Raw genomic sequence first — 20,838 nt, forward strand, 5'->3', positions numbered from 1 at the left:
GCTTCCCGGCAAACCCCGAATAACTCGATCTCCGCGCGATATTCTGCTGCGTTAGGGGTGCAGGATCCGAAAGAAAAGGGCAGGCGATTGACCACGAGCGAGCTGACGGACGCTGAACCCCATACCGATCCCGAACCGGCTCAACCGGCCGCCAAGCGCGCACGCCGGAATGCCCTGGCCCGATTCCGTTTCGGCATCCAATCCAAAATTCTGATCACCATGTTGCTGTCCAGCATCCTGGGCGTTGCGGTGATCGGCGCCATTGGGGCGGCGTCCGGGCGCAGCGCGTTGCGGCAGGTGGAGTCCGAACGCCTGATCGAGATGCGCGAATCCCAGAAGCGAGCGGTGCAGGCGCTGTTCCGTGAGGTGTCGAATTCGCTGATCATCTGGAGTGGCGGGTTCGGCATCAACCAGGCGACGACGGCCCTCACGGCGGATTTCGCTCAATTGAACAATGCGACGATCTCGCCCGCCCAGCAGCAGTCGTTGGTCGATTACTACGACAACGACATGATCAAACCGATCAAGCAGATCACCGGGGACACCATCGACATCAGGGCCGTCCTGCCAAGTTCGAACGCGCAGAAGTACGTTCAGGCCTACTACACCGCCCCGCCCCGGGCGAACCCAGATGCGTTGCCCGTCCTGGACGCCGGCGACGGCAGCGCCTGGTCGGCGTCCAACGCGCGCTTCGACTTCTACATGCGCGGCATCGTCAACCGGTTCGACTATCGCGACGCGCTGTTGTTGGACATGCAGGGCAATGTCGTCTACAGCGTGCGCAAGGGTCCCGACCTCGGGACCAACATCCTGACCGGCCCGTACCGCGAGTCGAAGCTGCGGGAGGCATACCAGAAAGCCCTGGCGTCCAACGACGTCGACTTCGTCTGGATCACCGACTTCCAGCAGTACCAGCCGGCACTCGATACACCCACGGCGTGGGTGGTGTCACCGATCGGCATGAACGGCAGATTCGAGGGAGTGATGGCGCTGCCGGTGCCGGTCGCGAAGATCAACAAGATCATGACCGCCGACAAACATTGGGAAGCGGGCGGGATGGGGCCGGCGACCGAAACGTATCTGGCGGGTCCCGACGATTTGATGCGTTCCGATTCAAGGGATTTCATCGAGGATCCGAAGGGCTACCGGCGCTCGGCGATCGACGCCGGTACCCCGCCCGACGTGGTCGATCGTGCTATCCGGCTGGGCACCACCACCCTGGTGCAGCCGGTCGACACCGCCGGTCTGCGGGCCGCCAAGCGCGGCGAGACGGGCGTCGTCAGCGCCACCGACTACATGGGCAACAGGGAGCTGGAAGCCTACGCCCCGCTGAACATCCCCAATTCCGACCTGCACTGGTCGATCCTCGCGACGCGCGACAACTCCGACGCGTTCGCCCGCCTGGGCAGGTTCAGCAAGACGCTGGTGATCGCTGTCGCGGCAATGATCTTCGCCATCTGTGTGGCCTCGATGTTCGTCGCACAGGCAGCGGTGCGGCCGGTCCGGCGCCTCGAAGAGGGCACCCGCAAGATCAGCTCGGGCGACTACGAGATCAACATCCCGGTCAAGCGGCGTGACGAAATCGGTGATCTCACAGCGGCATTCAATGAGATGAGCCGGAGTCTGGCGATCAAGGAAGAGCTGCTCAACGAGCAGCGCCGGGAAAACGACCGTGTGCTGCTGGCGTTGATGCCCGAATCGGTGTTGCGACGCTATCGCGATGGCGAGGAGACCATCGCTCAGAAACATCAGGACGTCGCCATCATCTATGCCGACATCATCGGCCTGGACGAGATGTCGAACGACCTGCCCGAAGACGAGTTGGTCGCCACCGTCGACGGTCTTTTCCGGCAATTCGATTCGGCCGCCGAAGCCCTCGGCGTCGAACGGATTCGCACGTTCCACAACGGTTATCTGGCCAGTTGCGGGGTGGTCACCCCGCGGCTGGACAGCATGCATCGCGCGGTCGATTTCGCCCTCGAAATCGGTCGCATCATCGACCGATTCAACGCGCAATCGGCCCACCAGCTGGGCCTGCGAGTAGGTGTGAACACCGGCAATGTGGTGAGCGGGCTGGTCGGCCGCTCCAGCCTGGTCTACGACATGTGGGGCGGCGCGGTCAGTTTGGCCTATCAAATGCACAGCGGCGCACCGCAGCCCGGTGTCTACGTCAGCTCGCAGGTGTACGAGGCGATGCGGGATGTCCGGCACTTCACACCCGCCGGCACCATCTCCGTCGGCGGCGCCGATCAGGCGATCTACCGGTTGCAGGAGCGCTGATGAACCTTTCCAACTCGACATGGTTCTACTGGGCGATCGGCATTGCGGTCGGGTTGCCGATCGGGTTGATCGCGCTCACCGAGCTGCACGACGCGCTGCTGCGCAGGAACAGTCCTCTGGCCCGGCAGGTCGGCCTGCTGCGCAACTATCTGCTGCCGCTCGGTGCGCTGTTGCTGTTGTTGGTGCAGGCCTCGCAGGTCCCGGCCGGCGACGTTCCGGTGCGCGTCCTGACCACGGTGTTCGGCCTGTTGGTGCTGGTGCTCGTGCTGTCCGGCCTCAACGCGACGATGTTCGAAAGCGCACCCGAAAACAGCTGGCGTAAAAGGCTACCCACGATTTTTGTGGACTGTGCCCGCCTGGCCGTGATCGGTGTCGGTCTGGCAGTGATGTCGTCCTACATCTGGGGTGTGCGCATCGGCGGTATCTTCACCGCGCTGGGTGTCACGTCGGTCGTCATCGGTCTGATGTTGCAGAACTCCGTCGGCCAGATCGTGTCGGGCCTGTTCATGTTGTTCGAGCAGCCCTTCCGCATCGATGAATGGCTGGACACCGGCGCGGCCCGCGGCCGCGTGGTGGAGGTGAATTGGCGTGCCGTGCACATCGATACCGGCAGCGGTATTCGGGTCACACCGAACTCGGTGCTCGCCAGCAATGCGTTCACGAATCTTTCTCGCCCGCCCGGGGCGCACAAGCTGTCGGTGACGACGACGTTTTCCAGTGTCGATCCGCCGGACCGCGTGTGTGCCTTGCTGTCGCGTATCGCCGAGCGCTTGCCACAGCTCAGGGCCGGCAGCGTGCCGCGTACCGTGCCGGTCGGCGCGGCCGAGTACCGCACGACCATCGGGTTGAACTCGCCGGCTGACGACGGCGCCGCCAAGGCCACCTTCCTGCGTTGGGCCTGGTATGCGGCGCGACGGGAAGGTCTGCACCTCGACGACGCCGACGACGACTTCTCCACCATCGAACGCGTGGAGCATGCGTTGCACACGGTGGTGGCGCCTGCGTTGCGGATCGGCGCCGAGGAGCAGCGATCGCTGCGGTCCGCCGCGAGGATCGTCCGCTACGGCGCCGCCGAGGTGGTCGAGTACGCCGGCCAGGTCCCGACGAGCATGACGTTCCTAGTTTCCGGGCGCGTGCAGCTGACCGCGACCGCCGACGACGGCTCGCTGGTGCCGATTAGCACGCTGGTCGAGGGGTCGTTCCTGGGACTGACCGCGCTGACTCGGCAACCGAATTTGGCCAGCGCTTACGCGCTCGAAGAGGTCACGGCGCTGGAGATCGAGCGGGAACACATCGAGCACCTGGTGACGCGTGCGCCCCTGTTGCTGCAGAACTTCGGCAACATCATCGAAGAGCGGCGCAGCAAGGTGCGCAGTGCGCGGCGTGGGGAGCGGGTCGGGTAGGGCGTCGCCACCATCTGGGGTCGCGATCGGGTCGCCTCACCCGGGGTTTTGCCGCCCGATACCCTGGTTTGATGAGTCTGCAGGCACCATCGCTTCCTGACTTGCGCCAGGAGGTGCACAACGCCGCGCGCCGCGCCCGTGTCGCGTCACGTGTCCTGGCGTTGCTACCGACGGTTGCCAAAGATCAGGCACTGCGATCTGCGGCCGACGCGATAGCGGCCCACAGCGATCTGATCCTGTCGGCCAACGCCGAAGACCTCGACGCCGCGCGGGCCGCCGGGACACCGTCCGCGATGCTCGACCGGCTGGCGTTGGACTCCAAACGCGTCGAGGGCATCGCCGCCGGCCTGCGTCAGGTCGCAGGGCTGCCCGATCCGGTAGGGGAGGTGCTGCGGGGTTACACCTTGCCCAACGGGCTGCAGCTGCGTCAGCAGCGGGTGCCGCTGGGCGTCGTCGGCATGATCTACGAGGGCCGGCCCAATGTGACCGTCGACGCCTTCGGACTGGCTTTGAAGTCCGGCAACGCCGTACTGCTGCGCGGAAGTTCGTCGGCGACGCGGTCCAACCAGGCGCTGGTCCAGGTACTGCGGGCTTCGCTGGTCAGCGAGGACCTGCCCGCCGATGCGGTCCAACTGCTTTCAGCCGATGACCGCGCCACGGTGACACATCTGATCCAGGCCCGCGGCCTGGTCGACGTGGTAATTCCGCGTGGCGGGGCGAGCCTGATCAACGCGGTGGTCCGCGACGCGCAGGTGCCCACCATCGAGACCGGCGTCGGCAACTGTCACGTCTATGTGCACGAAGGCGCCGACTTGGATGTGGCGGAGCGAATCCTGCTGAATTCCAAGACCCGTCGGCCCAGTGTCTGCAACGCCGCCGAGACGCTGCTGGTCGACGTCGCGATCGCCCAAGACGCGCTGCCCCGGCTGATGACCGCCCTGCAGGACGCCGGCGTGACCGTGCACGGCGGATTTTCGAAGGATGCGGACGAAGAGGACCTGCGCCGCGAGTACTTGTCGATGGACATCGCGGTGGCCGTGGTCGACGGTATCGACGCCGCGATCGCTCACATCAACGAGTACGGCACCGGGCACACCGAGGCCATCGTGACCACGAATATGGCTGCGGCGCAGAAGTTTACGGACGGTGTGGACGCGGCCGCGGTGATGGTGAACGCATCCACGGCCTTCACCGACGGTGAGCAGTTCGGCTTCGGCGCCGAAATCGGCATCTCGACCCAGAAACTGCATGCGCGCGGTCCGATGGGGCTCCCCGAATTGACCTCGACCAAATGGATTGCGTGGGGGGACGGACAAACTCGTCCGGCCTGATAACCGCGTGGCGAAAGCGTTTTAGGAGAACCGATTGTGAGTGTGCCCGCCCGGTCCAAGCCGTTGTTCGACGACATCGACGACGTGTCGCGGCGGCTGGCCGAGACCGGCTACCTGCCCGACACCGCCACCGCGACGGCCGTGTTTTTGGCCGACCGGCTCGGTAAGCCGTTGTTGGTGGAAGGTCCGGCCGGCGTCGGCAAGACCGAACTGGCCCGCGCCGTCGCGCAGGCCACCGGCTCTGGACTGGTCCGCCTGCAGTGCTACGAGGGCGTCGACGAGGCCCGCGCGCTCTACGAGTGGAACCACGCCAAGCAGATACTTCGTATTCAAACCAGCAACGCTGCCGGACACGGGGACTGGAATCAAACCAAGGACGACGTCTTCAGCGAGGAGTTCCTGCTGCAGCGTCCGTTGCTGACCGCCATCCGGCGCACCGAGCCGACCGTGCTGCTCATCGACGAAACCGACAAGGCGGACATCGAGATCGAGGGCCTGCTGCTCGAGGTGCTGTCCGACTTCGCGGTGACCGTTCCCGAACTGGGCACCATCACCGCCGAGCGGACTCCGCTGGTAGTGCTGACCTCCAACGCCACCCGCGAGCTGTCCGAGGCGCTCAAGCGTCGCTGCCTGTACTTGCACATCGACTTTCCCAGCCCCGACCTGGAACGCCGCATCCTGTTGTCCCGCGTCCCCGAGCTGCCCGCGCATCTGGCCGAGGAACTCGTTCGCATCATCGGGGTGCTGCGCGGCATGCAACTCAAGAAAGTTCCGTCCATCGCCGAGACGATCGACTGGGGCCGCACGCTGCTCGCGCTGGGCCTGGACACCATCGACGACGCGGTCGTCGCGGCCACGCTCGGGGTGGTGCTCAAACATCAATCCGACCAGCAGCGCGCGACCGGCGAGCTGCGGCTGAATTAGGACGACTGCAATGGCATCGCGCCGCACCCGACCCTCCCGGCCGCTCGCCCCGCACGGGCTGCCCGGCCATTTGGTCGGATTCGTGGAAGCGCTTCGCGGGGCCGGGATTTCGGTCGGTCCGTCGGAAACGGTGGACGCCGGGCGGGTGATGGCGACGCTCGGCCTGGGTGACCGGAAGGTGCTGCGGGAGGGGTTGGCGTGCGCCGTGTTGCGCCGGTCCGATCACCGCGAGACCTATGACGCCATGTTCGACCTGTGGTTCCCGGCGGCACTGGGCGCACGCGCGGTGGTCAGTGACGACGACGCCGACGACTCGTCGGACGACAGCGCGTTGCCGCCCGACGACGTCGAGGCGATGCGCCAGATGCTGGTGGACCTGCTCACCGAGAACCCCGACCTCGCCGACATGGACGAGCGCCTGGTCGCGATGATCGCCCGGATCGTCGAGGCATACGGCAAATACACCTCCAGTCGCGGCCCGTCCTTCTCGTCGTACCAGGCGCTCAAGGCGATGGCGCTGGACGAGCTCGAGGGCAAGCTGCTGGCCGGGCTGCTCGCCTCGTACGGCGACGAACCCACTCCCAGCCAGGAGGAGATCGCGAAAGCACTTGCCGCGCAGCGGATCAGCCAATTGCGTAAGATGGTCGATTCAGAGACCAAACGGCGCACCGCGGAGCAGCTGGGTCGCGATCACGTCCAGATGTACGGCATTCCACAGCTTTCCGAGAACGTGGAATTCCTGCGCGCTTCCGGTGAGCAGCTGCGCCAGATGCGCCGCGTGGTGGCCCCGCTGGCCCGCACGCTGGCGACCCGGCTGGCGGCCCGTCGGCGACGCGCCCGGGCCGGGTCGATCGATATGCGCAAGACGCTGCGCAAGTCGATGTCCACCGGCGGGGTTCCGATCGACGTCGTGCTGGCAAAGCCGCGACCCGCACGACCGGAACTGGTGGTGCTGTGCGATGTGTCCGGCTCGGTCGCCGGATTCAGCCACTTCACTCTGCTCCTGGTACATGCTCTGCGCCAACAATTCTCGCGGGTTCGCGTGTTTGCCTTCATCGACACGACCGACGAGGTGACCCACATGTTCGGCCCGGAAGCCGACCTGGCCGTGGCCATCCAGCGGATCACCCGGGAGTCGGGAGTTTACAGTCGCGACGGCCATTCCGATTACGGCAACGCGTTCGCGTCGTTCATCCAGGCGTTCCCCAATGTGCTGTCGCCGCGCACCTCGCTGCTGGTGCTCGGGGACGGCCGGACCAATTACCGCAACCCGGAGACCGAGCTGCTGTCCCACATGGTGACCGCCAGCAGGCACGCGCACTGGCTGAATCCCGAGCCCAAGCATCTGTGGGGCAGCGGCGACTCGGCGGTGCCGCGCTACCAAGACGTCATCCGGATGCACGAGTGCAGGTCTGCCAAGCAGCTGGCCGCGGTGATCGACCAACTTCTGCCGGTGTAGGGGCCGAGCGCGTCGGGTCACTCCAGCCACAGCAGTCCCCGCCAGAACGGACACTGCATGTGCCCACCTTCGAGCGACCAGCCCGCCCGCGCCGCTTGTTGTCGCTCGGAGGCAGGCAAAAGGCATGCCACTTCGAGCAGATGCTGGTGTGGCGCATGTGACCACAGCCTGGGAAATCGGGCGGTAACGTCGGCTCAAGTAAGCTGGCAAATCGTGCAAAAGCAGCCTCGCAGGTTAGGAGTGATGGGTGGGACATTCGACCCCATCCATTACGGCCACCTGGTTGCTGCCAGCGAGGTCGCCGACCTGTTCGACCTCGACCAAGTGGTGTTCGTGCCCAGCGGCCAGCCCTGGCAGAAGGAGCGGCACGTTTCCGCTGCCGAGGACCGCTACCTGATGACGGTGATCGCCACGGCGTCCAATCCGCGCTTCTCGGTCAGCCGGGTCGACATCGACCGCGCCGGGCCTACCTACACCAAGGACACCCTGCGCGACCTGCACGCCCTCAACCCGGACTCCGAGCTGTACTTCATCACCGGGGCCGACGCGCTGGCCTCCATTCTGTCGTGGGAGGGCTGGGAGACGGCGTTCGAGCTGGCACGCTTCATCGGCGTCAGCAGGCCCGGCTACGAGCTGCGGCGCGAACACATCACCGGCGTGCTGGGCGAGTTGCCTGAGCACGCGCTGACCCTGGTCGAGATCCCAGCGCTGGCCATCTCTTCGACCGATTGCCGTCGCCGCGCCGCCGAGCGCCGGCCGCTGTGGTACCTGATGCCCGACGGCGTCGTGCAGTACGTCTCCAAACGCCGGCTCTACCGCGATGACGAGGGGCCGCCGGTGATCGTGAACGAAACACGCCTGACCACAGGGGAACGCCCATGAGCGCCACCGACGAGGCCATCGACATGGCGACGGTGGCCGCCGGCGCCGCCGCCGCGAAGCTGGCCGACGACGTCGTCGTCATAGACGTCTCGGCCCAGCTCGCCATCACGGACTGCTTCGTGATCGCCTCGGCGTCCAACGAGCGACAGGTCAATGCCATCGTCGACGAGGTCGAGGAGAAGATGCGCAAGGCCGGCTACAAGCCGGCCCGTCGTGAGGGCACCCGGGAAGGCCGCTGGACGCTGCTGGACTATCGCGACATCGTCGTTCACATCCAGCACCAGGAAGATCGGGACTTCTATGCCCTGGACCGGTTGTGGGGTGACTGCCCGGTGGTGCCGCTAGACCTCGACGAGGGCCGCGACGACTCCGAAGTGCCGGGCGCGCAATGAAAATTCGTCGTCTGATCATGTTGCGGCACGGCCAAACCGAGTTCAACGCCGGCAGCCGAATGCAGGGCCAGCTGGATTCCGAGCTCAGCGAACTCGGGCGGGCACAGGCGGTTGCGGCCGCCGAGGTGCTGGGCAAGCTGCAGCCACTGCTGATCGCGTCGTCGGATCTGCATCGGGCCTACGACACGGCGATCAGGCTGGGGGAGGTGACCGGCGTGCCGATCCGGGTGGACCAGCGGCTGCGGGAAACCCATCTCGGCGACTGGCAGGGGTTGACCCACACCGAAGTCGACGCGCAGGCTCCCGGCGCGCGGCTGGCCTGGCGCGAAGACGCCACCTGGGCGCCGCATGGCGGTGAGAGCAGGGTCGACGTCGCGGCGCGCAGCGTGCCGCTGGTTGCCGAATTGGTGTCCGGCGAGCCGGAATGGGGTGACCCCGACGGCCCGGATCGCCCGGTGGTGCTGGTGGCTCACGGCGGCTTGATCGCCGCGCTGTCGGCCGCGCTGCTGAAGCTTCCGGTCGCCAACTGGCCGATTCTGGGTGGCATGGGCAATGCCAGCTGGGTGCAACTTTCCGGGCATAACGACGATCCCGCGGACGAATTCGACAGCATCCGTTGGCGTCTGGACGTGTGGAACGCTTCGGCGCAGGTGTCCAACGATGTCCTCTGAGCGGCGGCCCAAGCCCACACTGCTGATCTTCGCGGACTCGCTGGCCTACTACGGGCCCACCGGGGGCCTGCCCGCCGACGATCCCCGGATTTGGCCGAACATCGTTGCGGCACAACTTGGTTGGGATGTCGAGTTGATTGGCCGCATCGGCTGGACGTGCCGCGACATCTGGTGGGCGGCGACCCAGGACCCGCGGGCTTGGGCGGCGCTCCCGCGCGCCGGCGCGGTCATCTTCGCCACCGGCGGCATGGATTCGCTGCCGTCGGTGCTGCCCACCGCGCTGCGCGAGCTGATCCGCTATGTGCGGCCGCCCTGGCTGCGGCGCTGGGTCCGTGACGGCTATGGCTGGCTGCAGCCCAAGCTCTCACCGATCGCCAGGCCGGCACTGCCTCCGCACCTCAGTGCCGACTATCTCGAACAGACGCGGGGCGCAATCGATTTCAATCGCCCCGGCATCCCGATCGTGGCCTCGCTGCCGTCGGTACATATCGCGGACACCTACGGCCGCGCCCACCACGGACGCGCGGGGACGGCGGCCGCCATCACCGATTGGGCGCAACACCACGAGGTGCCCTTGGTCGATCTCAAAGCCGCTGTCGCCGAGCAGATTATGAGTGGCCGGGGAAACCCCGACGGCATCCACTGGAATTTCGAGGCCCACCAGGCGGTCGCGGAGTTGATGCTCAAGGCGCTGGCCGAAACCGGCGTTCCCAACGAGAAGCCCCGCGGGTAGTTCGCGTGACTGTGGTGGTGGTGACCGACTCGTCGGCACGTGTGCCGGCCGACCTGCTCGAAAAGTGGGGCATACGCGTCGTTCCGCTGCACATCCTGCTGGACGGCAACGACCTGCGCGACGGTGTCGACGACGTTCCCGGCGACGTCCACAAGCTGCCGGCCACCACCGCGGCGGCCACCCCGGCCGAGCTGGCCGACGTGTACCAGCAGGCGCTGGCCGACAGCGGCGGCGACGGTGTGGTGGCCATCCACATTTCCTCTGCTTTGTCGGGCACTTGCCGGGCCGCCGAACGCACCGCCGCCGATCTCGACCCGAACGTGCGCGTCGTCGACTCCAGATCGGCCGCGATGGGCACCGGCTTCGTCGCTTTGGCCGCCGCCCGGGCCGCGGCCGACGGCAAGGACATCGAGGCCGTCGCGGACGCGGCGCGCGCGGCCGTGGCCGGAGGGCACGCCTTTATCGTGGTGCACCGGCTGGACAACCTGCGCCGCAGCGGACGCATCGGCGGGGCGAAGGCATGGCTGGGCACCAAACTCGCGCTCAAGCCGCTGTTGCGTATCGATGACGGCAAACTCGTTCTGGCCCAACGGGTCCGCACGGTGAGCCATGCGACGGAGGCGATGATCGACCGGGTCTGTCAGGTCGTCGGCGACCATGCCGCCGCCCTGGCGGTGCACCACGTCAACAACCCGGACGGCGCACGCGAGGTGGCGACCGCGCTGGGTGAGCGGTTGCCGGAGTGCGAGCCGGCGATCATCACCGAACTGGGGCCGGTGCTCGCCTTGCATGTCGGCGCGGGCGCCGTCGCGGTCTGCCTGCAGCTGCCGGCTAGCTAACCCGCCGGGGCCGGCACCGGCCGCCGCGCGTTGTCGCCGCGCGGATGAACCACCTGCGGCCACCAGAACCACCGCCCGAGCAGGGTGGCGATCGAGGGCATCAGCAATGTGCGCACGATCAGCGTGTCGAGCAATAGACCGATGCACACGGTCGACCCGAACTGGCCGAGCACGCGCAGATCGCTGCCCAGCATGGACGCCATGGTGAAGGCGAACACCAGGCCCGCCGCCGTCACCACACCACCGGTGCCGGCCATCGACCGGATGATCCCCGTCTTGAGCCCGCGATGGATCTCTTCACGGAACCGCGAGACGAGCAGCAAGTTGTAGTCCGACCCGACGGCCAGCAGGATGATGACCGACAGCGCCATCACGATCCAGTGGATCCGGATTCCGAACAAGTCCTGCCAAATCAACACGGACAGACCGAACGACGCCGCGATCGAGCTCGCCGCGGTGCCGACGATCACCAGCGCGGCCACCACACTTCGCGTCAGCAGCAGCATGATCATGAAGATCAGCGTCAGAGCCGACACCACCGCGATCATCAGGTCGTACTTCTCGCCGTCGGCCATGTCCCGGAACGTCGCGGCGGTCCCGCCGAGGTACACCCTGGCGTCCGACAGCGAGGACTGCTTCAGTCCCTCCTGCGCGGCGGTGCGTTCGGCGTCGACCCGCGCGATGCCTTCCGGCGACATCGGATCGCCCTGATGGGTAATGAAGAACCGCGCCGACTTACCGTCCGGCGACAAGAACATTCGCAGACCCGTCTGGAAGTCCGGGTTTTGGAAGGCCTCAGGCGGCAAATAGAAGAAGTCGTCGTTCTTGGAGTTGTCGAAGCTTTGCCCCATCACGATCGCCGTGTTGCTCATCGCCTCCATCTGGTCGATCATCGCCTTGAACGTCTGGTAGAGCGTCAGCGTGATGCCCCTGGTGTTCTTCAGCGTGTTGATCAGTATGGGGAATAGCGCATTCAGGTCGTGCGTGGCTTTCGCGGTGTGCGCGATATCGGTTGTGAGGTAATGGAACTGCTCGGCGAGCTGATCGAACCCGTCGAACGTGTCAAAGAGGGACCGCAGCCCGATGCACAACGGAATGTCATAGCAGTGTTTCTCCCAGTAGAAGTACGTGCGCACCGGCCGGAAGGTGTCGTCGAAATCCGCGATGTGGTCGCGCAAGTTGTCGGTGATCTGCGACGTCACCGCCGTGGTCTTTGCGCTGTCGTCGGCGGCATTGGCCAGGTCCAGCGACACCTCGTACTGGCGCTGCGTGGTGTTGATCTGGGTCTGCAGGTCATCGGCCATCTTGAGGATGTCGTTCATGCGCTCCTTGAGGAAGCCCATGTTCTGCATCGTGGTCTGGCTTTGGATGCTGTTCTGGAACGGAATCGAGCTGTGCTGGATCGGAATCCCCAACGGCCTGGTGATGTCCTGGACCATGGCGATGCCGAGTGTGCGCATCTCGTTTTTCGCCACCCTGTCCAACACCAGCATGTCGGCCGGATTTCGCATGTCGTGGTCCGATTCGACCATCAACAAGTCGGGATTCATCCGGGCCTCGGAGAAATGCCGATTCGCGGCCTCTTGCCCTTGATTGGACGGGGCTGACAACGGCAGGTAATGGCGGTCGTTGTAGCTCGTCTTGAAGCTCGGCAGGGCGATCATGCCGACCAGCACGACGGCGGCGCTGACGACCAAAATGGCTGCGGGCCAACGCACCACGGCGGTGCCCACCCGGCGCCACAGCCGTCCTCGCTTCGCCTGCTTTTCGAAGAGGTGGAAGCGACTGCCGAGGAAGACGACCGCGGGGCCCAGGCTGAGTCCGGCCAGCACCACGACCAGCATGCCGATCGCCACCGGCGCGCCCATCGTGTTGAACCAGGGCAGCCGAGCAAAACTCAGACAGTAGGTGGCTCCCGCGATCGTCAGGCCGGAGCCCAAGACAACAGGGGCGACTCCCTTGAATGTGGTGTAGTACGCGGTTTCTCGGTCCTCGCCCGCGGCCAGCGCCTCCTGATATCGGCCGACAAGGAAGATGCCGTAGTCGGTTCCCGCGGCGATCGCCAACATGGTGAGGATATTGGCGGCGAATGTGGTGAGCCCGAATGCGTTGTTATAGGCCAAGACCGCGACGACGCCCCGCGCGCACGCGAGCGCCACGAAGGTCATGAACAGCTGCACGAGCGTGGTGACGATCGACCGGTAGACCAGCAGCAACATGATCGCGATCGCGCCCAGGGTGAACAGCGTGATCTTTGCCAGGCTGGCATTGCCGATGATGTGCATGTCGTCGGACAGCGCCGCGGGACCGGTGACGTAGGCCTTCACGCCGGGTGGCGCCTTGTTCTCGTCGATGACCTTGCGGACGGCGTCCACGGAGTTGTTGGCCAGCGTGGTGCCCTGATTACCGGCGAGGTTGACCTGTACGTACGCAGCCTTGGCGTCGGCGCTCTGCGCACCCGCGGCGGTCAGCCGGTCTCCCCAGAAGTCCTGGATGTGCTCGATGTGCGCGGGATCCTGGCGGAGTTGCCGAATCAGGTTGTCGTAGTACTTATGTGCGTCGGGGCCGAGGGGGTGCTGACCCTCCAGGACGATCATGACGGTGCTGTTGGAGTCGAACTCGTGAAAGTTATGGCCCAGGCGCATCATCGCCTTCATCGACGGCGCATCCAGTGGTGCCATCGGCGCCGAGTGCGCCTCCCCGACAACTTCCAGGGTGGGGACCAGCATATTCACCAGGACGGTCACCACCACCCAGCCCAAAATGATCGGTATCGCAAAAATGCGGATCGCATGCGGCAGGTAAGGCCGGTGACCCCGCTCGGCCTTGGACAGGCCCCCCGTTTTGATCGGGCCGGTGTCTGCGGCGCTCAGGTCGCGCTCGGTCTTGCTGTTCACATCGCTCATGCGGACTTCACCAGGCAGAAGGTCTGGGCGTTATGGCCATCGGAGTTCTGGTTGTCGCGGACGATGCCGTCCACGGTGATCTTGCAGCTGATCGTCCCGCCGTCGCTCTGCGCCATGATGTTGGCGCTCACCGACGGCAGCGTGGTCGAGATCGTGGTCGACCAGGGCAGCGGAGCGTTGTTGACCTGGTGCGTGTTGGCGTTCTCGTCCCAGTAGTTGATGTTCGCCGTGGTACCCGGCGAGCCGGAGATCTCGTACACGACGACCTTCGGGTTGAACTGCACGATTTCGATCCCCTTGCCGGCGTTTGCGTTGAGATCTTCCGAGCCGAAGATCTTGTGCAGCCGCGACACGACCAGCGCCGAGACCGCCAGAACGACCACCAGCACCACCGGGATCCACCCTCGTCTCAGGGTGCGGGTCAAGAAGCCGGGGCGGGAATCCGAGTCTGGCCTAGTCACCACCTGACCGCCTTCCGCAAAGCTCACCAACCGTCGCCGACGACACCAATGTCAACGGAACATTTGCTCAGTTAGGGATACTAACCTTAGTGCACGCAAGCGTTCCTCGCGGGGCGGCCGGTTGTGGCGAACGGCATAACCGCTAGCGGGCCAGCCGACCGGTGACCGGCGGCAAATCCGCCAGTGTCACGATTCCGGGCGGGGCGGCCACCACGGCCGGGACGGCATTGGTAACCGGCATCGCGGTGTAGATCATTCCGAGTCCCATGAACCCGGGTTCCGCCCAATCCTTGGGTGGCAGGCAGTGCAACACGGTGCGCATGTTGGGCAACCCGAACACTTGAATGACGTGGCCGTGCTCGAGGGGCTTGGGCGGGACGACGTGACTGCCCATGGTCCAGTTGAACCCGACGCTGACGACGTTGCGATCGCCTACCCAGCCGCGGTGGTAGCCGTAGACGCTGCCGACCGTTCCGGCAGGAATCTTCATAAAGCCCAGATCGGAGTCATCGGTGGCCGCGGTGAAGGTGACGTCGAAGGTCATCTTGTCCAGCTTCGCCCCGATCGCGTCGGCCATCATCGCAGCCGATTCCGCGAAGACCTCGCTTTCCCGCCGGACGTTCTCGGCCAGCCCCGGCGTATCGGGGTCTTGCGAAAACCCCATCGCCGTCTGGGTTTCCGCCGACTCGTAGGTCGAGCAGTCGACCGACTCGGTGATCCGGATCTCGTCGACGCGTTCGCACGAGGCGGACAGCACCATGCCCACCATGTTCGTCATGCCCGGGTGCGCGCCGCTGCCGAAGATCGTCGAATTGCCCCTCGCGCAGGCGTCCTCGATCCGTTTGAAGTCCTGCGGCGTCTGCTTGCCGCCGGTGATCCATGCGGCGCTGGTGCATACGCTGACTCCCGATTCCAGCAGCCGCACCAATTCGTCGACGCTGGGCCACAACGGGTTATAGCAACACGCGTCGGCGCCCAGGGCCAACAGCGCGTCGATGTCGTTGGTCGCGTGCACGCCCGTCGGCTCCGGCCAGCCGGCCAGGTCGGCGGCATCGACGCCGACCTTGTCGGCGCCGTGCGCATACACCCCGGCCAGTTCCAAGTCGGGCCGCCCGATGATGGCGTGCAGCGAGCGGCGACCGATGTTCCCGGTCGTCCACTGGATCACCCGCAGCGGACGGTCTGCGCTTGTCTTGCTCATCGCGGCTCCTTTGCCGTGGGCGAATTAGTTGCTGATATCGAATCCTGCGTTGACCTTGGTCGGCCGCACCCGCACCACCAGTTCACCGGGAACGGCGTTGCGACGGCCGAATTCGTCGGCGCGGTCTTCGCCCATGTAGCGGCGGCCGGTGCGGGTGGCGATGTCCAGCACGTCCTGCATATCCTCGCTGACCGTGGCCAGGCCCTGTACCTGGACGAACGAGTACGGCGGATGGGGATCGTCCACGCAGATCACCACTCGCGAATCCCGAGCCAGGGCCCGGCCTTTGGACGTGTCACGCCCGGTGTTGAACGCCAGTTGGGCGCCCTGTTGCCCGACGTCGACCACGAACCACACCGGCGCGACCAGGGGCCGGCCGTCGGCGGCGAGGTAGCCCAGCATCCCGGTGCGGGTGCCGGCCGATAGGAACTCGATGACCTTCCGGCTCAGTTCCGGGGGCTCGGCCATGCCTTACAGACGCGCCAGGTCGTAGTCGCCGATGTGGTCAATCAGGTTGTGCAGGTGCTCGCCCGAGGTGCCCAGGGTGTTTTCGATCGCGGTGAGACGGGCGGCGTAGTGGCTGACCGGGTATTCCGCCGTCACGCCGATGCCGCCGTGCATCTGGACGGACTCCTGCGCGATGTGCCGGCCCGAGCGACCGATCTGCAGCTTGGCCCGCGAGGCGATCAACGGGTCGATGTTGCCGTCGGCGATCGACATGGCCGCATACAGGGTCATGCTGCGCGCCATTTCCAGCGACACGTACATGTCCGCCGCGCGCTGGGTGAGCGCCTGGAATTTGTTGAGCGTGACGCCGAACTGCTTGCGACTCTTGAGGTAATCGGTGGTCAGCCGCAGCGATTCCTCCATCGCCCCCAGCGCTTCGGCGCACAGCGCCGACTGGATGCGCACGACGGCGTCGCGGATGGCACCCGATGCGTCGCCCCCCTCGCCGAGCGGTTCGGCGCCAGTGGAATCCAGATCGATCTGGGCGCCGCGCTGTCCGTCGAACGTTCGGTACGGGGACCTGGCCACCGACGCCGCATCGACCAGGAACAGCCCGGTGCCACCGTTCGGCAAACTGGCGCTGACCAACAAGGTGTCGGCGCAGTCCCCGGCGAGCACGGGGTTCTTCCGGCCGGTCAGCGTCCACGAATCACCTTGCTGCACAGCCTTCGTGCCCACCTCGACGGACGGCGTGCGCTGGCCCGGCTCGAGATGGGCGAAGGCCAGCAGCCGCTGTCCGCCCGCGACCTCGTCGAGCAGTTGCTTCTGCTCAGCGCTGCCCAGCTCGGCGATCAGCGCACCGGGACCCAGCGCGGCGTGTAGCACCGGTTCGGGCGCCAGCCGGCGCCCGACCTCGTGCAGCACCACCATGATCTCGATCTGGCCGGACTCCTCCGGCTCGAAACCGAGACCGAGAATCCCGGTGTCCGCGAGCTGATTCCAGACCTCGCGGCTCCAGCCGAGATCGGAGCCGATGATCTTGTTGCGGCTTTCCGGGTCATAGGTGCGCGACAACAGGTCGCGGGTGGTGTCGCGGAGCAGGGCTTGCTCGTCGCTCAAGTGAAAGTCCATGGCTGCCTCACAATCCCAGAATCGTCGACGCGATGATGTTGCGCTGCACTTCGCTGCTGCCGCCGTAGATCGTCGTCTTGCGGTAGTTCAGGTAGTGCGGCGCACTGTGTTGCGCCCAGGACGGCGATGAAATGTCTTCGCCGTCGGCCGGCAGCGCATCCGGCCCGGCCACCTCGACGAGCAGTTCGGTGGCGGCCTGTTGCAGTTGGCTGCCGCGCAGCTTGAGCACCGACGAGGCCGGGTTGGGCTGCCCGTCCGCGGAGTCGGTCACCACCCGTGATTGCGTGAGTTCCAGTGCGAGCAGCTCGTTTTCGGCCTCGGCCAGCCGCGCCGCGAACAGCGGGTCGTTAAGCACCCCGGTAGCCTCGGCGTGCTTCTTGACCTCGGCGAGGCGTACCTTGGTCCGCCCTACCCCGGCGATGCCCGTGCGCTCGTTACCCAGTAGGAACTTCGCGTACGTCCAGCCCTGATTCTCTTCTCCGACAAGCTGGTTGGCGGGCACCCGGACGTCCTCGAAGAAGATTTCGTTGATCTCCTGCCCGCCGTCGATCGTCTTGATGGGCCGCAGCGTGATGCCCGGCGTATTCATCTCGAAGAGCAGGAACGAGATGCCGGCCTGCCGCTTGGGCGCCTGCGGATCGGTGCGCACCAGGCAGAAGATCCAGTCCGCGTACTGGCCCAGCGTCGTCCAGGTCTTTTGGCCGTTGACGACGTAGTTGTCGCCGTCGCGGACTGCGGTGGTGCGCAGGGACGCCAGATCGGAGCCGGCTTCGGGTTCCGAGAACCCCTGGCACCACCAGATGTCGAGGCTTGCCGTCGGGGGCAGGAAGCGTTTTTTGACCTCCTCCGAACCGAATTCGGCGATCACCGGGCCCACCATCTTGGTGTTGAAGTTCAGCGGCTCGGGGACACACGCCAGCTGCATCTCGTCGGCCCAGATCTGATGCTGTGTCGGCGTCCAGTCCTTGCCGCCCCACTCGACCGGCCAGCTCGGTACGGCCAGCCCGTGCTCGTGCAGGATCTTGTGACTGGTGACGATGTCGTCGTGGATCGCCTGCGCTGACCCCTGGCGCACCCGCTCGCGCAGCTCCTCGGGAATCTTTGTCGTGTAGATGTTGCGAAGCTCGTCGCGGAACGCGGCTTCCTCGGGTGTGAGCGCCAGTTGCATTGGCAGCCTCCTGTCGTTTTGGGGTGACCGTGACGACACAGCGCCCAGAGCTGTTTTCTGACGGTGCCGGTCGTTCGCTCGACCTCCATCTTGACCCATCCGTCGCGGGCCCTGTGCACAGCCTCGGGTTAATCCACAGATCGGCCCGGCGGCACCGCACATCGGTGCCGTTGCGGTGGTGCGCGGACCTACCGTCGGCCCATGCGAACAGAACTCCCGGCAGAGCGCCTGCAGCGACGGCTCAACGCTGAACCGGAGACCGATGTGCACGCCGAACCCGAGGATGCCCCGACGGAGGACACCGGGGACGACGACCAGAATTCGCTGCTGCCCCGGTGGCTGCCCCACGCGTCGCAGGACCGCGGCTGGTTGGCCAAGATGCGTGCCGACCCCGGACGAGCCGGCGCCATCGGACTGGCGATCGTGGCAGCGCTGGCGGTGCTGATCACCGTGTTCACGCTGCTGCGTGACCGGCCCGCGCCGGTGATGTCGGCCAAGCTGCCACCGGTGGAGAAGGTGTCGACGGCCGGCCCCAGGTCATCGGCAAGCCCCGGTGCCGCACAGCCGCCGAGTCCCGACCGCCCGGTCGTCGTCAGTGTGGTCGGCCTGGTGCGCACGCCGGGCCTGGTAACCCTGGCACCGGGCGCGCGCATCGCCGATGCGCTCTCGGCTGCCGGAGGTGCGGTGAACGGGGCGGACACCATCGGATTGAACATGGCCCGGCCGCTCGGTGACGGCGAACAGATCGTGGTCGGTCTCGCCCCGGTGCCCGGGCAGCCGACGTCGTTGGGCAGCTCGGTGGCCACCGGAACGACGCCCACATCGAAGGCACCGCCAGCCGTGTCGGGATCGGTCAAGCCGAAGGCCGGCCAGGCCATCGACCTGAACACCGCGACCGTTCAGGACCTCGACGCGCTGCCCGGAGTCGGACCGGTCACCGCCGCCGCGATCGTGGCGTGGCGGCAATCCAACGGCAAGTTCACCAGCGTCGACCAGCTCGCCGAAGTCGAGGGCATCGGGCCGGCGCGGTTGGAGAAGCTGCGCGCCTTGGTCCGTGTCTGACCCCGGTCATCCCGGGCCAGATGGATCGCCGACCGGGCACGTCGATGTGCGCCTGGTGCCGGCCGCATTGACCTGTTGGACGGTGACCGCCGGCGGGATCTGGTGGCAGGCCGGCCCGATCCTGGCCTGGTGCTGCGTCGGGCTGGTCGCCGCGTCCGGTGCGCTGGCGTGGCGCACTCTACGCCGGCCCGTCCGAAACGCTCGGCTCGAAGCGATCAGCGCCGGCCTCGCGGCGGTCGGTGTAGTCGGGGCGGGATACGGCTTCGCCATCGCGCTGCGCACCGACGCCGTCGTTCACCACCCGATCACCGCGGCCTTCGGCAGCACCGCCTCGGTCACGGTCACGCCCACCGAGAGCACGGTATCGCTCGGCAGCAGCCGGTTGATGTTTCGGGCCACGCTGCAACGCTTGCGCACCGCCCAAACATCCGGGCGGGTCGTCGTTTTCGCGCGCGCCTCGGACTTTGGCGCCGTGATGGTGGGCCAGCCGGTGCAGTTTTCCGCGCGCATCACCCGGCCGACCCGTCGCGACCTGACGGTCGCGGTGCTCAACGCTTCGGGGCGGCCGACCATGGGCACCGCAAGCGCCGTGCAGCGCGCCGCGCACGGGGTGCGCACCCGATTCGCCGCCGCCGCCCGCGACACGCTGTCCGGTGACCAGGCCGCGATGCTGCCCGCGCTGGTGCTTGGCGACACCACGGCGGTGCCGAGCGATTCCAGCCGCGATTTTCGCGCGGCCGGCATGACGCACCTGATGGCCGTGTCGGGCGCCAACGTGATGATCGTGTGCGCCGCCGTGCTGTTCTCGGCGCGGCTGATCGGCCCTCGGGCGGCCGTCGTGCTTGCCGCGCTGGCACTGGTGGCGTTCGTCATCGTCGTGCAGCCCACGGCGAGTGTGCTGCGGGCGGCGGTGATGAGTGCGATCGCGCTGGCGGGGATCTTGTCGGCGCGGCGGCGCCAAGCCATTCCGGCCCTGGCCGCCACGGTGCTGGTGCTGCTGGCCATCGCCCCCGCGCTGGCGGTCGACGTGGGGTTCGCGCTGTCGGTGGCCGCCACCGCCGCCCTGATCGTCATCGCGCCGGTCTGGTCGCGGCGCCTGGTTGGGAAGGGGTGGCCCAAGCCGCTGGCCGACGCGCTGGCCGTCGCCTGGGCCGCGCAGGTGGTGACCGCGCCTCTGGTCGCAGCGATCTCGGGCCGATTCAGTGTGGTTGCCGCGCTGGCGAACCTCGTCGTGGCCGCCGTCATCGCGCCGATCACGGTGCTGGGCACCGCGGCGGCCGCACTCTGCGGGATATGGCCGGCCGCCGCGCGGCTGCTGATCCGCTTCACCGGTCCCGAGTTGTGGTGGGTCGACGGTGTGGCCCGATGGGCGGCCAACGTGCCGGGCGCGACCCTGCCGGTACCGCAGGGTATGCCCGGCACGCTGATCGTCGGCGGTGCCACGGTGCTGGCAGTGGTGTTGTGGCGGTGGCGGCCATTCCGCGTCGTCGGGGGCGTGGCGGCGCTGGCCGGGCTGGCGTGGGCGCTGTCCGGCCTGGGGTAGGCCGG

General features: G+C 66.6%; 18 protein-coding genes. 12 read left to right on the forward strand and 6 right to left on the reverse strand.

Annotated elements, in window-relative coordinates:
• The first annotated feature begins 87 nt into the window (after positions 1 to 87).
• The 10 genes from AC5Y4H_RS07670 to AC5Y4H_RS07715 all read left to right on the forward strand — a co-directional run bounded on the left by AC5Y4H_RS07670 (position 88) and on the right by AC5Y4H_RS07715 (position 10,914).
• A complete protein-coding gene (locus AC5Y4H_RS07670) occupies positions 88 to 2,280 on the forward strand; it encodes an adenylate/guanylate cyclase domain-containing protein (protein WP_499980003.1) in 2,193 nt (730 codons plus the stop codon).
• Positions 2,280 to 3,683: a mechanosensitive ion channel domain-containing protein gene (locus tag AC5Y4H_RS07675; RefSeq protein ID WP_499980006.1), complete on the forward strand. Its 1,404-nt coding sequence runs from the start codon at positions 2,280 to 2,282 to the stop codon at positions 3,681 to 3,683. The genes AC5Y4H_RS07670 and AC5Y4H_RS07675 overlap by 1 nt, the downstream gene beginning before the upstream one ends.
• Before the next feature lie 71 nt (positions 3,684 to 3,754).
• The gene (locus AC5Y4H_RS07680) at positions 3,755 to 5,014 is read left to right on the forward strand and encodes a glutamate-5-semialdehyde dehydrogenase (RefSeq protein ID WP_499980007.1); all 1,260 of its coding nucleotides are present in this window, start codon (positions 3,755 to 3,757) and stop codon (positions 5,012 to 5,014) included.
• A gap of 36 nt (positions 5,015 to 5,050) precedes the next feature.
• A complete protein-coding gene (locus AC5Y4H_RS07685; RefSeq protein ID WP_499980008.1) occupies positions 5,051 to 5,938 on the forward strand; it encodes an AAA family ATPase in 888 nt (295 codons plus the stop codon).
• 10 nt (positions 5,939 to 5,948) lie between these two features.
• Positions 5,949 to 7,397 carry a vWA domain-containing protein gene (locus AC5Y4H_RS07690; protein WP_499980009.1) on the forward strand — a complete coding sequence of 483 codons (1,449 nt, stop codon included), beginning with the start codon at positions 5,949 to 5,951 and terminating at the stop codon, positions 7,395 to 7,397.
• 213 nt (positions 7,398 to 7,610) lie between these two features.
• Positions 7,611 to 8,279 (forward strand): nicotinate-nucleotide adenylyltransferase, encoded by a 669-nt coding sequence (gene nadD, locus AC5Y4H_RS07695; RefSeq protein ID WP_499980010.1) that lies wholly within the window; start codon positions 7,611 to 7,613, stop codon positions 8,277 to 8,279.
• Positions 8,276 to 8,671, forward strand: coding sequence for a ribosome silencing factor (gene rsfS / locus AC5Y4H_RS07700; RefSeq protein ID WP_499980012.1), 396 nt, complete (start codon positions 8,276 to 8,278; stop codon positions 8,669 to 8,671). The genes nadD and rsfS overlap by 4 nt, the downstream gene beginning before the upstream one ends.
• The gene (gpgP, locus tag AC5Y4H_RS07705; RefSeq protein ID WP_499980013.1) at positions 8,668 to 9,342 is read left to right on the forward strand and encodes a glucosyl-3-phosphoglycerate phosphatase; all 675 of its coding nucleotides are present in this window, start codon (positions 8,668 to 8,670) and stop codon (positions 9,340 to 9,342) included. The genes rsfS and gpgP overlap by 4 nt, the downstream gene beginning before the upstream one ends.
• Positions 9,332 to 10,075 carry a diglucosylglycerate octanoyltransferase gene (octT, locus tag AC5Y4H_RS07710; protein ID WP_499980015.1) on the forward strand — a complete coding sequence of 248 codons (744 nt, stop codon included), beginning with the start codon at positions 9,332 to 9,334 and terminating at the stop codon, positions 10,073 to 10,075. Before gpgP ends, octT begins: the two co-directional genes overlap by 11 nt.
• A 5-nt stretch (positions 10,076 to 10,080) precedes the next feature.
• Entirely contained in the window at positions 10,081 to 10,914 is an 834-nt protein-coding gene (locus tag AC5Y4H_RS07715; protein ID WP_499980017.1) for a DegV family protein, read from the forward strand.
• Here the strand turns inward: AC5Y4H_RS07715 and AC5Y4H_RS07720 are convergent.
• The 6 genes from AC5Y4H_RS07720 to AC5Y4H_RS07745 all read right to left on the reverse strand — a co-directional run bounded on the left by AC5Y4H_RS07720 (position 10,911) and on the right by AC5Y4H_RS07745 (position 18,228).
• A complete protein-coding gene (locus AC5Y4H_RS07720; RefSeq protein ID WP_499980018.1) occupies positions 10,911 to 13,820 on the reverse strand; it encodes an MMPL/RND family transporter in 2,910 nt (969 codons plus the stop codon). The two genes, AC5Y4H_RS07715 and AC5Y4H_RS07720, sit on opposite strands and share 4 nt — an antisense overlap.
• Complete coding sequence (locus AC5Y4H_RS07725) at positions 13,817 to 14,245, reverse strand: MmpS family transport accessory protein (RefSeq protein ID WP_499980289.1); 429 nt, start codon at positions 14,243 to 14,245, stop codon at positions 13,817 to 13,819. Before AC5Y4H_RS07725 ends, AC5Y4H_RS07720 begins: the two co-directional genes overlap by 4 nt.
• Positions 14,246 to 14,423: 178 nt before the next feature.
• On the reverse strand, positions 14,424 to 15,482 hold the full coding sequence (locus tag AC5Y4H_RS07730) for an NAD(P)H-dependent amine dehydrogenase family protein (protein WP_499980019.1): 1,059 nt from the start codon (positions 15,480 to 15,482) through the stop codon (positions 14,424 to 14,426).
• A 24-nt stretch (positions 15,483 to 15,506) separates the two neighbouring features.
• Positions 15,507 to 15,950, reverse strand: a complete 444-nt coding sequence (locus tag AC5Y4H_RS07735) for a PPOX class F420-dependent oxidoreductase (RefSeq protein ID WP_499980021.1) — start codon at positions 15,948 to 15,950, stop codon at positions 15,507 to 15,509.
• Between the two features lie 3 nt (positions 15,951 to 15,953).
• Positions 15,954 to 17,060 (reverse strand): acyl-CoA dehydrogenase family protein, encoded by a 1,107-nt coding sequence (locus AC5Y4H_RS07740; RefSeq protein ID WP_499980023.1) that lies wholly within the window; start codon positions 17,058 to 17,060, stop codon positions 15,954 to 15,956.
• Between the two features lie 7 nt (positions 17,061 to 17,067).
• Positions 17,068 to 18,228: an acyl-CoA dehydrogenase family protein gene (locus tag AC5Y4H_RS07745; protein WP_499980025.1), complete on the reverse strand. Its 1,161-nt coding sequence runs from the start codon at positions 18,226 to 18,228 to the stop codon at positions 17,068 to 17,070.
• Positions 18,229 to 18,429: 201 nt separating this feature from the next.
• On the opposite strand from AC5Y4H_RS07745, the gene AC5Y4H_RS07750 reads away from it, so the two are divergent.
• Positions 18,430 to 19,290 (forward strand): ComEA family DNA-binding protein, encoded by an 861-nt coding sequence (locus AC5Y4H_RS07750; RefSeq protein WP_499980026.1) that lies wholly within the window; start codon positions 18,430 to 18,432, stop codon positions 19,288 to 19,290.
• Between the two features lie 46 nt (positions 19,291 to 19,336).
• A complete protein-coding gene (locus AC5Y4H_RS07755; RefSeq protein WP_499980291.1) occupies positions 19,337 to 20,833 on the forward strand; it encodes a ComEC/Rec2 family competence protein in 1,497 nt (498 codons plus the stop codon).
• The last annotated feature ends 5 nt before the right edge of the window (positions 20,834 to 20,838 follow it).

Source organism: Mycobacterium sp. NGS58 (genome assembly GCF_059812385.1).

Bases quoted from the DNA above. Each gene is read 5' to 3' on its own strand.
- AC5Y4H_RS07690 (WP_499980009.1), top strand. From the start codon at position 5,949: ATGGCATCGCGCCGCACCCGACCCTCCCGGCCGCTCGCCCCGCACGGG.
- rsfS (WP_499980012.1), top strand. From the start codon at position 8,276: ATGAGCGCCACCGACGAGGCCATCGACATGGCGACGGTGGCCGCCGGC.
- AC5Y4H_RS07675 (WP_499980006.1), top strand. From the start codon at position 2,280: ATGAACCTTTCCAACTCGACATGGTTCTACTGGGCGATCGGCATTGCG.
- AC5Y4H_RS07730 (WP_499980019.1), bottom strand. From the start codon at position 15,482: ATGAGCAAGACAAGCGCAGACCGTCCGCTGCGGGTGATCCAGTGGACG.
- AC5Y4H_RS07740 (WP_499980023.1), bottom strand. From the start codon at position 17,060: ATGGACTTTCACTTGAGCGACGAGCAAGCCCTGCTCCGCGACACCACC.
- AC5Y4H_RS07720 (WP_499980018.1), bottom strand. From the start codon at position 13,820: ATGAGCGATGTGAACAGCAAGACCGAGCGCGACCTGAGCGCCGCAGAC.
- gpgP (WP_499980013.1), top strand. From the start codon at position 8,668: ATGAAAATTCGTCGTCTGATCATGTTGCGGCACGGCCAAACCGAGTTC.
- AC5Y4H_RS07745 (WP_499980025.1), bottom strand. From the start codon at position 18,228: ATGCAACTGGCGCTCACACCCGAGGAAGCCGCGTTCCGCGACGAGCTT.
- AC5Y4H_RS07750 (WP_499980026.1), top strand. From the start codon at position 18,430: ATGCGAACAGAACTCCCGGCAGAGCGCCTGCAGCGACGGCTCAACGCT.
- AC5Y4H_RS07735 (WP_499980021.1), bottom strand. From the start codon at position 15,950: ATGGCCGAGCCCCCGGAACTGAGCCGGAAGGTCATCGAGTTCCTATCG.
- octT (WP_499980015.1), top strand. From the start codon at position 9,332: ATGTCCTCTGAGCGGCGGCCCAAGCCCACACTGCTGATCTTCGCGGAC.
- AC5Y4H_RS07680 (WP_499980007.1), top strand. From the start codon at position 3,755: ATGAGTCTGCAGGCACCATCGCTTCCTGACTTGCGCCAGGAGGTGCAC.